The sequence below is a fragment of the Pseudomonas sp. MF08875 genome, from assembly GCF_059862525.1.
Genome location: NZ_JCBCUW010000002.1, coordinates 1 through 13,434, shown reverse-complemented (window position 1 = coordinate 13,434; position 13,434 = coordinate 1). Strand labels below are relative to the sequence as shown.

Sequence of the window (13,434 nt, the reverse complement as noted above, 5' to 3'; positions counted from 1 at the left end):
CGCTTAAAACGTGCTGCTTGCCGCATCGCAGAGCGCTTGCGCCTCGGCCACGTCCAGCGTGCCTTCGTAGATCGCACGGCCAGTGATGGCGCCGATGATGCCAGGGGCCTTGGCGTCCAGCAGGGCCTGGATGTCGCCCAGGTTGTGGATGCCGCCGGAGGCGATCACCGGGATCCGTGTCGCGGCGGCCAGGGCCGCGGTGTAGGAGACGTTGCAGCCCTGCATCATGCCGTCTTTGGCGATGTCGGTATAAACGATGGCCGACACGCCGTCGCTTTCAAACTGCTTGGCCAGGTCGATCACCTGCACGGTGCTGATTTCGGCCCAGCCGTCGGTGGCGACGAAACCGTCCTTGGCGTCCAGGCCAACGATGATCTTGCCCGGGAAGGCGCGGCAGGCCTCGGCCACGAAGGCCGGGTCCTTGACGGCTTTGGTGCCGATGATGACGTAGCTCACACCGGCCTTGACGTAGTGTTCGATGGTGTCCAGGGAGCGAATACCGCCGCCGATCTGGATCGGCAGGTTCGGGTAGCGCTTGGCGATGGCGGTAACCACTTCACCGTTGACCGGTTGGCCTTCAAAGGCGCCGTTGAGGTCCACCAGGTGCAGGCGCCGGCAACCGCCGTCCACCCATTTGGCAGCCATGCTCACCGGGTCGTCGGAAAACACCGTGGAATCTTCCATGCGGCCCTGGCGCAGACGCACGCAAGCGCCGTCCTTGAGATCGATAGCGGGAATAATGAGCATGCTTTTTCCTTCGTCAAAAGAGCTGCGAGCTGCAAGCTTTAAGCTGCAAGCAGGCATGCGTATCAATTCTTGCAGCGTGAAGCGCGAAGCTTGCCGCTGCTCTAGTTTTTCTCAAGCGCCCATAAGTCGCTTTCGATGCTTTCAAAGCGCTCTTTGAGGTGCGCTTGCACGTCGAAAATCGCCCGGTTGTAGTAGTGCGGGGCGATTTCGCGGGTGAACAGCTCAAGGATTTCCGCGGCCTCGAACGAGCCCAGGTCGAGCTCGAAACGGTCCTGCATGAAGCGCTTGATCTTGTGGTTGGCCTCGCTTTCCTGCTCGGCGGTGAGGGTCAGGATCGGCGGCTTTTTTTTCGCGGCCATTACCAGCGCCCGTCCCAAGTGGCGAAGTTCTGCAGCAATTGCAGGCCATGGGTGTGGCTCTTCTCCGGGTGGAACTGCACCGCGAACCGCGAGCCATCGGCCAGGGCCGCGGCGAAGTCGACGCCGTAATGGCCGCTTCCCACCACCTGCTGCGCATTGGCGGCGGCGATGTAGTAGCTGTGCACGAAGTAAAAACGCGCCAGGTCCGGGATGTCGTGCCACAGCGGGTGCGGCACCGACTGGCGCACTTCGTTCCAGCCCATATGCGGCACTTTCAGGTGTTCGCCGTCTTCGTGCAGGCCCTTGCCGAAGAACTTCACGTTGCCGGGGAACAAGCCGATGCAATCCACCCCGGCGTTTTCTTCGCTGTGGTCGAGCAACGCCTGCATGCCCACGCAAATGCCCAGGAACGGGCGATCCTGGCTGACTTCGCGCACCAGGGCATCGAAGCCCAGGCGACGAATCTCGGCCATGCAGTCGCGGATCGCGCCGACACCGGGGAACACCACGCGATCGGCTTCGCGGATCACGTTGGCGTCACTGGTAATCAGCACCTTGCCCGCGCCCACGTGCTCCAGGGCCTTGGCCACCGAATGCAGGTTGCCCATGCCGTAGTCGATGACGGCGACGGTCTGCATTACAGAACGCCTTTGGTCGATGGCATTTGCCCGGCCATACGGTCATCGAGCTCCACAGCCATGCGCAGCGCACGGCCGAAGGCCTTGAACACGGTTTCGATCTGGTGGTGGGTGTTGCTGCCCCGCAGGTTGTCGATGTGCAGGGTGACGTTGGCGTGGTTGACGAAGCCCTGGAAGAACTCCTGGAACAGGTCCACATCAAAGCCGCCCACGGTGGCGCGGGTGTAGGGCACGTGCATTTGCAGGCCGGGGCGGCCAGAGAAGTCGATCACCACGCGCGACAGCGCTTCGTCCAGCGGCACGTAGGCGTGGCCGTAGCGGCGGATGCCTTTCTTGTCGCCAATGGCCTTGCTGAACGCCTGGCCCAGGGTGATGCCGACGTCTTCCACCGTGTGGTGGTCGTCGATATGCAGGTCGCCCTTGCTTTCGATATCCAGGTCGATCAGCCCATGACGGGCGATTTGATCCAGCATGTGCTCAAGAAAGGGAACACCGATATCGAATCGGGCCTTTCCAGTGCCATCCAGGTTGATCGAGGCTTTGATCTGGGTTTCCAGAGTGTCGCGCTCGACGGATGCCTTACGTTCGGCCATCACCAGCTCCGCAAAATCATTGGGCGAAAAAGGTGGCCATTATAGGGTGCCCGGGCGCCAAACAGAAACCTCATGAGCACATCCCCGATGGGCTGGAGGCCGCGCCGTCAGGGGTGTACATGTGCGTACAAGCTGGTTTTAGCGGACCGGGTTTGCCATGCGAGATGGAGGAATGCGGGGTTGTGTGGGAGCGGGCCTGCCCGCGCTTGCAGAATGTCGATCAACATCACCTTTTCTGACACGCCGCCGTCGCGGGCAAGCCCGCTCCCACAAAGGAGGTTAGTGAAACAACACCGCCGTCTTCTGCAACGTCACCCACACCCCCCACGCCAACGGGACGCCCACCGCCAGCCAGGCCGCAACCACCCAGGGCCGGCTGCTTTCGCTGGCCTGCCATTGCAGCACCGTGCTGCTGTCGGCGCCTTTGTCGTGGCCCAGGGCCTGTTCGGCGGCGAGTTGGGCGTCGGTCATGAAGTATTTGTCCGCCACCGGCCGCACCAGCAGGTTGCAGAGGAACCCCAGCACCAGCAGGCCGGCGAGGATGTACAGGGTGATGTCATAGGCCGCCGCGCGCTCGACGCCGATGCTCAACTGATATTCGCGCAGGTAGTTCACCAGCACCGGCCCCAACACCCCGGCCGCCGCCCACGCGGTGAGCAGGCGCCCATGGATGGCGCCGACCATCTGTGTGCCGAACAGGTCCGCCAGGTAGGCCGGCACCGTGGCGAAACCGCCGCCGTACATCGACAGGATGATGCAGAACGCCGCCACGAACAGCGCCACGTTACCCAGGTGGCCGAGGTTGGGGATCAGCGCATACAGCGCAAAACCCAGGGCAAAGAACACGAAATAGGTGTTCTTGCGCCCCAGGTAGTCGGAAAACGACGCCCAGAAAAACCGCCCGCCAATGTTGAACAGACTGAGCAAACCGGTGAAGCCGGCAGCAATGGCGGCGACCTGCGCCAATTGCGCGGCATCCAGTTGGCTGAAGGTCAGGTCGTTGCCCAGCAGTTTGCCGGCAAACACCTCCTGCAACAGCGGCGAGGCCATGCCCAGGATGCCGATGCCCGCCGAGACGTTCAGGCACAGCACCAGCCACACCAAAGCAAACTGCGGGGTTTTCCAGGCCACGCTCACATGCACATGGCGGTGGGTAATCATCGCGTTGGCGGTTTTTTTCGCCGGCGGGCTCCAGCCTTCAGGCTTCCAACCGGTGGGCGGCACGCGGTAGGCCAGCGCACCGCCGATCATGAACACGAAGTAAATCGCCGCCATCACCACAAAGCTCTGCCACACGCCGACGCTGGTGGACGAAGCGAAATGGCCCATCAGCAACGCCGCCAGCGGCGCACCGACCATCGCCCCGCCGCCAAAGCCCATGATCGCCATGCCGGTGGCCATGCCGCGTTTGTCGGGGAACCACTTGATAAGGGTCGAGACTGGCGAGATATAACCCAGGCCCAGGCCGATACCGCCGATCACCCCGGAGCCGAGCCACATCAGCCAGATCTGGTGGGTGTAGACCCCCAGCGCGGAAATCAGCAAGCCACCGCACCAGCACAACGCCGATACCACACCGGCCTTGCGCGGCCCGGCGTGCTCCAGCCAACCGCCCCAGACAGCCGCCGAGCAGCCCAGGAAAATGAAGAACAGGGTGTAGATCCAGCCCAACATGGAGATCGGCCAGTCGCACTGCGCCGAAAAAACCTGCTCGATAAACCCGGTGCCCGGCGCGCAGGCCACGGCCGTGGTCACGCCCCACGCCTTGGACAGCGGAATCCAGAACACCGAAAAGCCATAGGCCATGCCGATGCACAAATGAATGGCCAACGCGGCCGGCGGAACCAGCCAACGGTTGAACCCGGGCTTGGCAATAATGCGCTCCTTGGCCAGGAACGCGGGCTGCGCAGCGATGCTGCCAGCCTCGGTGCTGATGCTCATCTTGTTGTATCCCCCAATGTTGAGTAGCGTTCGCCGGCCGCACTTCGCCCCAGCCTTGGTGCACGCAGGCATGGCTGTTTTATCGGGTGAAGCTCCAAGAACGCGACGTTAAGCCGCAGAAGGACGGGCGAACCGGCAGAGGTTACCATTTGCGTCTGGCGGATAAACCCTGCTGATCCGGCGTTTTATGCGCCATCTGTACTTGCCCCGCACAAGGAACCCCCATGCCCATCGTTGTCCAGACGCTGCACGAAGCGACCTACCAGGACCAGCAAGACTTGCGCAAGATCTACCACGACGCGCCGCCCTGGCTATTCGCGCCGTTTGCCGACGACCTGCAGCTGATCGAAAGCGCCCTGGCCGACGCTAGCCTGATCGCCGGGCGCTTCAACGATCGCCTGCTGGGTGCGGCGCGCCTGCAACGCCAGGGGCAGGTCTGGCATCTTTCCCAACTATGCGTACGAAAAATCACCCGACGACGTGGAGTAGCGGAACGCCTGGTGTGCGAAGCCCAGCGTATGGCCGCGCAACAAGGCGCGCAGCTGCGCCTGCAAGCCCCCGCCGGCCACCTGGAGGCCCAGGCCCTGGCCGCCAAACTGCACCTGCCGCTGGACCTGCTGTAACCGTACCCGGTAGTCAGGCACCGGGTTGGCGGCGCTATACTCCCCGGCTAATTCCGCACTCGACACACTGAAAGGACGCGCCCATGAAAGCGTTTGGCAAAATCCTGGGGCTGGTCATTCTCGGGCTGTTGCTGGTCATCGTGGCCCTGGGCTTTGCCCTGACCCACCTGTTCGACCCCAACGACTACAAAGACGAGATCCGCCAGATCGCCCGCGACAAGGCCCACATCGAGCTGACACTCAATGGCGACATCGGCTGGAGCCTCTTCCCTTGGCTGGGCCTGGAGCTGCATGACGCCGGCATCGCCACCCTGACCAACCCCGACAAGCCGTTCGCCGACCTGCAAATGCTCGGCCTCTCCGTGCGCGTACTGCCCCTGCTGCGCCGCGAAGTGCAGATGAGCGACGTGCGGGTCGAAGGCCTGAACCTGCGCCTGAACCGCGACAAGCACGGCCACGGCAACTGGCAGGACATCGGCAAGGCCAAGGCGCCCGACACCGCCGCCACGCCGAAAGTAGACGCCAGCACCACCCCCGCCACGCCTGCCCCGGCGCCGGAAAAACCCGCGCAACCGATCCGCCTGGACATCGACAGCCTGACCGTGAACAACGCCCGGGTTGAATACTTCGACGAACAAAGCGGCCAGCAACTGAGCGCCGAGAGCATCCAGTTGAGCACCGGGGCCATCCACGAAGGCAGCAATATCCCGCTCAAGCTCACTGCATTCCTGAGCAGCAACCAACCCGTGGTGCGGGTACGTTCGGAGCTGGCCGGCGAGCTGCGTTTTGACCGCGCCCTCCAGCGCTATCAGTTCGAGGACATGAAACTGTCCGGCGAAGTTTCCGGTGAACCGCTGCAAGGCAAGACCATGACCTTCGCCGCCCAAGGCCAGTTGCTGGTGGACATGGCCGCCAACATTGCCGAGTGGAACGGCCTGAAAATCTCCGCCAACCAGTTGCGCGCCCTGGGCGAACTGAAGGTCAACGACCTGGACAAGACCCCGCAGATCAGCGGTGGCCTGTCGATTGCCCAGTTCGACCTGACGAAATTCGTCGACAGCATCGGCCAGACCCTGCCCGCCATGGGCGAAGGCAGCCTGAGCAAGGTCGAACTGGTCAGCCGCCTCAAGGGCACGCCCACCAGCCTGGCCCTGGAAGACCTCAACCTGAAGCTCGACGCCAGCACCTTCACCGGGCGCATCGCCGTCGACGACTTCGCCAAGCAATCCCTGCGCGTGCAGCTCAAGGGCGACACCCTCGACGTCGACCGCTACCTGCCGCCCAAATCCGCCCAAGCCAACAGCGCCGCCGTGGCGCGCCAGGCCGAAGTCAAGAGCAGCGAGGCGGACGCCATGGCCAGCGCCGGCGCGGGCACCACGCCGCTGCCGGACGCGCCGACCAAGGGCGCCTGGAGCACCGAACGCCTGCTGCCGGTGGAACGCCTGGGCAAACTGGACATCGCCGCCGACCTCAACTTCGGCCAACTGACCCTCGACAAACTGCCGATCCACAACGCCGCGCTCAAGGCCTCCGGCCAGGGCGGCGTGCTCAAGCTGGAAAACCTGCGCGGCGAGCTCTACAACGGCACGTTCGAGGCCAGCGGCAACCTCGACGTGCGCCCCGCTGCGCCGCTGCTGAGCCTGCGCACGCGCCTCAACAAAGTGCCGGTCGAACGCATCCTCGAAAGCCAGGGCCAAGTGCCCCAGGTCAAAGGCCTGGTCAACCTCGACAGCAACCTGAACGGCAGCGGCAACAGCCAGAAAGCCCTGGTGGACAGCCTCAATGGCAACGTCGGCTTCGTCATCAACAACGGCGTGCTGGTCAACGCCAACCTTGAGCAGCAACTGTGCCAAGGCATCGCCCTGCTCAACCGCAAGACCCTGAGCGGCACTCCGCGCGGCAAGGACACGCCCTTCCAGGAACTCAAAGGCAACCTGACCCTGCGCAACGGCGTGGCCAGCAACCCGGACCTGAAAGTGCGCATCCCCGGCCTGACCGTCAACGGCAACGGCGACGTCGACCTGCGCGTGCTGGGCATGGACTACCGCGTGGGCATCATCATCGAAGGCGACAAGCGCGACATGCCCGACCCGGCCTGCGCCGTGAACCCACGCTACGAAGGCATCGAGTGGCCATTGCGCTGCCGCGGCCCGCTGGAGCTGGGCGCCAAGGCCTGCCGCCTGGACAAGGACGGCCTCGGCCAGGTCGCAACCAAGCTGGCAGGCAACAAGCTCAGCGAAAAACTGGAAGAGAAACTCGGCGACAAGGTCAGCCCCGAGTTGAAAAACACCCTTAAAGGTCTGTTCAAAAAATGACATCCGAGCAGTTTTCCACCGCCGTGCTGAGCTGGTACGACCGCCACGGCCGCCACGACCTGCCCTGGCAACAGGGCATCACGCCTTACCGGGTGTGGGTCTCGGAAATCATGTTGCAGCAGACCCAGGTCAGCACCGTGCTCAACTACTTCGACCGCTTCATGGCCGCACTGCCCACGGTGCAAGCCCTGGCCGAGGCCCCGGAAGATGAAGTGCTGCACCTGTGGACGGGCCTGGGCTACTACACCCGCGCGCGCAACCTGCAAAAGACCGCGCAGATCATCGTCGCCGAACATGGCGGCCAATTCCCCCGGGACGTGGAAAAACTCGTCGAACTGCCGGGCATCGGCCTGTCCACCGCCGGCGCCATCGCCAGCCTGAGCATGGGCCTGCGGGCGCCGATCCTCGACGGCAACGTCAAACGCGTGCTGGCGCGCTTCACCGCCCAGGAGGGCTACCCGGGCGAACCGAAGGTGGCCAAGGCGTTGTGGGCCACCGCAGAGCGCTTCACGCCCTATGACCGGGTCAACGCCTACACCCAGGCGATGATGGACATGGGCGCCACCCTCTGCACCCGCAGCAAGCCCAGTTGCCTGCTGTGCCCGCTGGAAACCGGCTGCCAGGCACACCTGCTGGGCCTGGAAACCCGCTACCCAATCCCCAAGCCGCGCAAGAGCATCCCGCAAAAACGCACCCTGATGCCCCTGCTGGCCAACCGCGACGGCGCCATTCTGCTTTACCGGCGCCCATCCACGGGCCTGTGGGGCGGGTTGTGGAGCCTGCCGGAACTCGACGACCTACAGGACCTCGAACACCTGACGCTGCAGCATTCCCTGCACATGGGCCAACAGCAGCAAATGCCTGGGCTGATCCACACCTTCAGCCACTTCCAACTGGCCATCGAGCCCTGGCTGGTGCGGGTCGAGGAATCGGCCCACCACGTGGCCGAGGCCGACTGGCTCTGGTATAACCTCGCCACCCCGCCGCGCCTGGGCCTTGCCGCCCCGGTGAAAAAACTGCTCAAGCGCGCGGCCGACGTATTGAACGCAGGAGAGTCGTCATGACCCGCACCATCATGTGCCGCAAGTACCACGAAGAACTGCCCGCCCTCGAGCGCCCTCCGTTCCCTGGCGCCAAAGGCCAGGACATCTTCGACCACGTCTCGCAAAAGGCCTGGGGCGACTGGCAAAAACACCAGACCCTGCTCATCAACGAAAAACGCCTGAACATGATGAACGCCGAAGACCGCAAATACCTGCAAGGCGAAATGGACAAGTTCTTCAGCGGCGAGGATTACGCCAAGGCCGAAGGCTATGTGCCCCCCGCCGAATAACCCCACAAAACCGATGCCGGGTCGTAAGCGACGGTAATAATTAAATATTTTTAGAAAACTTGCTTGACGACCCCCTGAAAAACCCGTTTAATGCGCCCCGTTGCCCAGATAGCTCAGTCGGTAGAGCAGGGGATTGAAAATCCCCGTGTCGGCGGTTCGATTCCGTCTCTGGGCACCACTAATTAATTTCAGGTGGTGTCTAAACCACCCGAAAGCCCCAAGAAACCCGCCTAGTGCGGGTTTTTTATTGTCTACGCTTCCCATACCTTCCCTTGTAAGCCCAAACCTATGCGCGTAGATTTGCGAGTAGAGCCGGTTCGGTCTGAAAATCTACTCACACCTCGCAAGCCAAGCCCTTGCTAGGCGGGACCTGCGGGGGAGTCGCTATGCCGCTATCAGATACCACCATTCGCACTGCCAAACCGACAGAGAAGCTTTATCGCCTCACGGACGCCAACGGGCTGTGCCTGGAAGTGGCGCCGACCGGCTCCAAGTTGTGGCGCTATCGCTACCGCTTCAATGGCAAGGCCAAGATGCTTGCACTTGGCACCTACCCCGCCGTCACCCTGTTAAAAGCTCGCCAGCGCCGCGACGAGGCCCGCCAACTGCTAGTTGATGGCATCGACCCAGGCGAGCAGAAAAAAGCCACCAGGCAAGCGCAGAAGGTCGAAGGGCTGACTTTCGAAACGATGGCGCGCGAGTGGTTTGCCTACAACGCCCCGCGCTGGGCGGAAAGCACCACCTACAAAGCCAAGCTATATCTGGAAAACGACTTAATCCCAGGTATCGGCTCGCGAGCACTGAAAGCCATCACCCGCCCGGAGCTGGTAGAACTGGTGCGTAAGGTCGAAGCCCGCGGCACCCTCAACGCCGCCGGCAAGATTCGCCAATGGCTACACCAGATATTCCGCTTTGCACTGGCCAAAGGTGCCGTAGACGCCAATCCTGCCACTGACTTGAGTGTGGTTGCAGCACCCGCAAAGGCCGCTCGCCATCATCCGCACGTCACCTTTACCGAACTCCCCGAACTGTTGGGCAAGATCGACACCACCAACATCAACACCCTGACCCGCTGCGCCATCCGCTTGCTGACGTTGACTGCCGTGCGCCCCGGCGAACTACGCGCCGCGCCTTGGTCTGAGTTCGACCTAGAGGCCGCCACTTGGACAATTCCGAAAGAGCGCATGAAAGCCCGCCGCCCGCATGTGGTGCCCCTACCCTGCCAAGCCTTGGCCATCCTGCGCCAGCTCCAAGAAATCACCGGGCATTACCCGCTAGTGTTCGCCGGCCAGCAAAACCCAGCCCGTCCAATGAGTGAGAACACCGTCAACAAGGCATTGCGCCTGATGGGTTACGAAGGCCGCCAGACCGGCCACGGGTTCCGTCACCTGCTGAGCACCGAATTAAACGGGCGTGGTTACAACAAGGACTGGATTGAGCGCCAGCTAGCCCACGGCGATAGCGACGAAATTCGCGCCACTTACAACCATGCCTCCTACTTGGAGCAACGCCGCGACATGATGCAAGCCTGGGCCGACTCGATAGACGCCCTGTGCACTGGAGCCAATGTGGTGAACATCAAGCGGAAAGCATGACCGGGGCAATGCCAATGACAGAGCGGCGTGATGCAAATAATCTGCTGACACCGGCACAGGCAACAGAACTACTAGCACACCGAGCCATGGAAAAGGGCGAGGATCTGGCAGACGTGAAAGGTCGCTGGCGCAAGCGTATTGAGAAAGCCCAAAAAGATGGTGACCTAGAAAAGATCGGAGGCAAATATCGTTGTGTTGATCTGGCGGACTGGGCGAGAGGCCGAAAGCAGTCACTCCCATCAGATTGGCTTAGTCGACTCGCAGATCTCCCGTTTCCACCCCCATCTGGAAAGGCAAAAATAGAGATCCATGCGACTGGTGAGGGCCTTGTTATCCCTGCTTTACCCCAAACGCTTGAAGAGGCACACGCCCGTATCATCCATCTTCACACTGAAATTGAATCGAAAGAACGCGAGATAGAGAGGCTAAGGCCAGACGCGGAGAGGTACAGAGCAAGCTGCGCAAAAAAAGCAGATGGCGCCAGACAGCCGAGAAAGTAGGCGGAGAAAAAAAACTACCATAGACGAACTTGAATCTCCGCCAATAATGACGAAGCCATGACCCAACACCTCCCAAGGAGACGACATCATGGCCGTACCAACCCAAGCAGTTCTCGCAGAACAGTCCCGCCGCTTCATCAAACTGCGTGAAGTCAAAGCGCTGACCACTCTATCCACATCTGAGCTTTACCGGCGCATTGCCGCTGGAACTTTCCCTGCGCAAATCATGCTTGGGCCTAAGTCTGTTGTCTGGATCGAAGCTGAGGTGCTGGCGTGGTGCGATGAACGCATTGCCGCCAGCCGTGGGGAGGTCGCATAAATGGACGCAAAAAAAAGCGCCAACCAAACGGCCAGCCCTATCAAATCACCCAACAATGATACCAGCGGCAGCGCACAACGCGCCCGCCTGCTGAGCCGCCTACAAGTCGAACCAATAGACACAATCGCAGCTCGTGGCGAGTTGAACGTGATGGCTCCAGCACAACGAATCAAAGAGCTACGCGAGCAAGGGCATCCCATCAAAACCCACCGAATCACCCGAATGGATGAGCACGGACGCACGCACCGACGCGTGGCCCTGTACTACCTAAGCACCAGCACCACCCCCGTCCAAGCCGAGGCTTAACCCATGCAAATTCAAAACGGCGCTAACCCGCCGACGCCGAAGGCTTGCCCAAATTTGGCTTACCGCTACCTGTTCACCCTGGCACCGGCTGGTGCTGAGCTGGTGTTATTGATCGCTATCGAGGTGGCCTTATGGATTGTGTGACTCAGCTCCGCGACGCGCTACAGGCCGCGCTCGGGCCGCTTGATTGGCTGCCAGAGCCAGACGGCGATATCCATCGCGTCCACGTCCCGAGCGATAAGCAAGGCACCTGCAATGGCTGGTATTTGTTATCCGCTGGCTCACCCCCTGCTGGCTGCTTTGGCAGTTGGCGTAAGTCGGGATTATTTACGGCTGGTACGGCCCATTTCTTCGGCTGGACTTAATCATGGCCAAGTCCTACGGGAAATCCAAAGGCCGTAAGGAAGCCGGTGGGTTCTCGATGTTCCTGCACGTTGTCGAGGATCACCCGGACTTTCAAAGCTTGTCCGGTAGCGCGCTCAAGGTGTTGCACAGCCTTGTTCGTCAATACAACGGCAGAAACAACGGCAACTTATCCGCGACGATAACGCAGCTCAAGCCACGCGGCATTGCATCAACCGCAACGCTTACAAAGGTGCTTAGCGAACTACAAAATAAAAACCTAATCGTCCGCACCCGCCAAGGGCGCTTTATCAACCCAGGGGGGCGCTGCGCTCTTTATGCCGTCACCTGGTATGCAATCGACGACTGCCCCGGCGCAGACCTAGAGATCAAATCGACCAACGCGCCACCACGATGTTTTGCCACCAAAAGAGCAGAACGCCCGCTTTAACTATTGAAGCGAGTCGATTCACTTATTGAAGCGGGCAGCGGGAAAAAAGGCTTAAAAGCAGCGAAATACAGACGAAATACGGAACCACTTGCTTTAGATATTGAACCGATGGTGGGGGTTAGCCTGCTTCAAAAAGTGAAGCCCTTTATAGATATACCAATGGGTGTTGTCTGTGCCGGTGCAAAGCATCACGCAATGAGCAGACACGTCAGCTTTGCCGCAGCCAGTGCGTGACCATCTGCGAAATTGCGCTCCACTTGACCACCCGTTTGCATTCGACCTGACCAGTCACTTGCATTCGTTCTGACCAGCGATTGCATCGGATTTGACCAACACGCGTTGTAACAATGATCGGCAGAGAACGGCCAGAAGCGGTCATTCATAGGTGTCTCCGAAACCCGGGGCGATAGTGCGGCTCACCACCCATGGCATACCCTACAACTCCGTTTGCTAGAGAGTCAGGGCGATCGTTAGCTGCGTAGTAGTCGAAGGTTTCTTGGGGGACCCCAGCATCCCGGCCGACCCGGGAGAGGTAGTTTGAAAACAACCCTCCCGGCACCCTTCCTTAACCCCTCATAAGCTCCTGAAGCTCATCGGCTTCGCCTTCCTCAAGACCGGGGAGGAAATACATCATGTCGAAGTGGAGAACACCTGGTTCATCATTGACCACCATGAACTCATTCATATCGTTCCACAGATGAATCAGGTCTTTGTCGGCAGTGACAAAGAAAACGTTGCCCCCATGATTACGGATTTCACTCAGGAAAAGCATCAGGGAATATATGTCCAGAGCACCATTGAACGAGTGACCTTCCTCGATGAAATTGGGCTTATTGAACTTCAATAGCTTGAGGATGGGGTTGTTCTTTTCGCCGGTTATTGCTTTGAAGACAATTGCCGCGAATATCAGGTGCACTCCCTGTACGTTCGCCGCTTTGGCCAAGCCGAAGATCTCTTTGAAACCCTCTAGGTTTTGAGGGAATTTATGGCCGGACTCGTATTTTTTGTAAACCGCATCGATGAACTCAAGAATTTCTTCGAGGCCCTGGAAGAAGACAGCGCTCGCCCTGTGCAACTGTGGAAGCGAGTCGACGGTCGCCTTGATGGTCAGGTTCGGTGCCCGTTCCTGCATCTTAGTGGTAAAGAACCCAAGCTCCGTTCGCATCTCTTCGAGTGATGGAAGTCGCTTGTCAAACCGGTTGTTCCCTTCAAGAAGGATGGGCTTGGGATCGATAGTTATCTCCCCCTGAATTCATAGAATAAGCGCAACGCTTGAAACGAGAGGCAGAGAGCCAGCCACCGGTAGAATCCAGGCTCTCACACCGAAGGATTCAAGCGCAGATGACTACGCATTACCGGCAGCTGACTCAGG

The 13,434-nt window shown here is 60.6% G+C and carries 17 protein-coding genes and 1 tRNA gene; 12 read left to right on the top strand and 6 right to left on the bottom strand.

Features of this window, described 5'->3' with window-relative positions; translation table 11 throughout:
* Positions 1-3: 3 nt before the first annotated feature.
* The 5 genes from hisA to AC19YT_RS01380 form a co-directional block, all read right to left on the bottom strand.
* Positions 4-747 carry a 1-(5-phosphoribosyl)-5-[(5-phosphoribosylamino)methylideneamino]imidazole-4-carboxamide isomerase gene (gene hisA, locus AC19YT_RS01400; protein WP_500599593.1) on the bottom strand — a complete coding sequence of 248 codons (744 nt, stop codon included), beginning with the start codon at positions 745-747 and terminating at the stop codon, positions 4-6.
* A 101-nt stretch (positions 748-848) separates the two neighbouring features.
* Positions 849-1,106 (bottom strand): DUF2164 domain-containing protein, encoded by a 258-nt coding sequence (locus AC19YT_RS01395; RefSeq protein ID WP_500599591.1) that lies wholly within the window; start codon positions 1,104-1,106, stop codon positions 849-851.
* Entirely contained in the window at positions 1,106-1,744 is a 639-nt protein-coding gene (gene hisH, locus AC19YT_RS01390) for an imidazole glycerol phosphate synthase subunit HisH (protein ID WP_095108826.1), read from the bottom strand. The genes AC19YT_RS01395 and hisH overlap by 1 nt, the downstream gene beginning before the upstream one ends.
* A complete protein-coding gene (gene hisB / locus AC19YT_RS01385; protein ID WP_095108825.1) occupies positions 1,744-2,337 on the bottom strand; it encodes an imidazoleglycerol-phosphate dehydratase HisB in 594 nt (197 codons plus the stop codon). Before hisB ends, hisH begins: the two co-directional genes overlap by 1 nt.
* A gap of 279 nt (positions 2,338-2,616) precedes the next feature.
* The gene (locus tag AC19YT_RS01380) at positions 2,617-4,278 is read right to left on the bottom strand and encodes an OFA family MFS transporter (protein ID WP_500609600.1); all 1,662 of its coding nucleotides are present in this window, start codon (positions 4,276-4,278) and stop codon (positions 2,617-2,619) included.
* Positions 4,279-4,502: 224 nt separating this feature from the next.
* Here AC19YT_RS01380 and AC19YT_RS01375 point away from each other — a divergent pair, with 224 nt between their 5' ends.
* The 12 genes from AC19YT_RS01375 (at position 4,503) to AC19YT_RS01320 (ending at position 12,296) form a co-directional block, all read left to right on the top strand.
* Positions 4,503-4,901 (top strand): acetyl-CoA sensor PanZ family protein, encoded by a 399-nt coding sequence (locus AC19YT_RS01375; RefSeq protein WP_500599587.1) that lies wholly within the window; start codon positions 4,503-4,505, stop codon positions 4,899-4,901.
* 83 nt (positions 4,902-4,984) lie between these two features.
* Positions 4,985-7,216, top strand: coding sequence for an AsmA family protein (locus tag AC19YT_RS01370; protein WP_500609599.1), 2,232 nt, complete (start codon positions 4,985-4,987; stop codon positions 7,214-7,216).
* Positions 7,213-8,280, top strand: a complete 1,068-nt coding sequence (mutY, locus tag AC19YT_RS01365) for an A/G-specific adenine glycosylase (RefSeq protein ID WP_500609598.1) — start codon at positions 7,213-7,215, stop codon at positions 8,278-8,280. The genes AC19YT_RS01370 and mutY overlap by 4 nt, the downstream gene beginning before the upstream one ends.
* The gene (locus AC19YT_RS01360; protein ID WP_095108820.1) at positions 8,277-8,549 is read left to right on the top strand and encodes an oxidative damage protection protein; all 273 of its coding nucleotides are present in this window, start codon (positions 8,277-8,279) and stop codon (positions 8,547-8,549) included. Before mutY ends, AC19YT_RS01360 begins: the two co-directional genes overlap by 4 nt.
* A gap of 102 nt (positions 8,550-8,651) precedes the next feature.
* Positions 8,652-8,727, top strand: a tRNA-Phe gene (locus tag AC19YT_RS01355).
* 208 nt (positions 8,728-8,935) lie between these two features.
* Positions 8,936-10,144: a tyrosine-type recombinase/integrase gene (locus AC19YT_RS01350; RefSeq protein ID WP_500609597.1), complete on the top strand. Its 1,209-nt coding sequence runs from the start codon at positions 8,936-8,938 to the stop codon at positions 10,142-10,144.
* An 8-nt stretch (positions 10,145-10,152) separates the two neighbouring features.
* On the top strand, positions 10,153-10,644 hold the full coding sequence (locus tag AC19YT_RS01345; RefSeq protein ID WP_500609596.1) for a PH domain-containing protein: 492 nt from the start codon (positions 10,153-10,155) through the stop codon (positions 10,642-10,644).
* Between the two features lie 88 nt (positions 10,645-10,732).
* On the top strand, positions 10,733-10,963 hold the full coding sequence (locus AC19YT_RS01340) for a helix-turn-helix transcriptional regulator (protein ID WP_500609595.1): 231 nt from the start codon (positions 10,733-10,735) through the stop codon (positions 10,961-10,963).
* On the top strand, positions 10,964-11,269 hold the full coding sequence (locus tag AC19YT_RS01335) for a helix-turn-helix domain-containing protein (RefSeq protein WP_500609594.1): 306 nt from the start codon (positions 10,964-10,966) through the stop codon (positions 11,267-11,269).
* Between the two features lie 3 nt (positions 11,270-11,272).
* The gene (locus AC19YT_RS01330) at positions 11,273-11,413 is read left to right on the top strand and encodes a hypothetical protein (protein ID WP_221733158.1); all 141 of its coding nucleotides are present in this window, start codon (positions 11,273-11,275) and stop codon (positions 11,411-11,413) included.
* 223 nt (positions 11,414-11,636) lie between these two features.
* Positions 11,637-12,062, top strand: a complete 426-nt coding sequence (locus AC19YT_RS01325) for a hypothetical protein (protein WP_500609593.1) — start codon at positions 11,637-11,639, stop codon at positions 12,060-12,062.
* 3 nt (positions 12,063-12,065) lie between these two features.
* Complete coding sequence (locus AC19YT_RS01320; protein WP_500609592.1) at positions 12,066-12,296, top strand: hypothetical protein; 231 nt, start codon at positions 12,066-12,068, stop codon at positions 12,294-12,296.
* 331 nt (positions 12,297-12,627) lie between these two features.
* Here AC19YT_RS01320 and AC19YT_RS01315 read toward each other — a convergent pair whose 3' ends face one another.
* Complete coding sequence (locus tag AC19YT_RS01315; protein WP_500609591.1) at positions 12,628-13,227, bottom strand: hypothetical protein; 600 nt, start codon at positions 13,225-13,227, stop codon at positions 12,628-12,630.
* Positions 13,228-13,434: the final 207 nt, after the last annotated feature.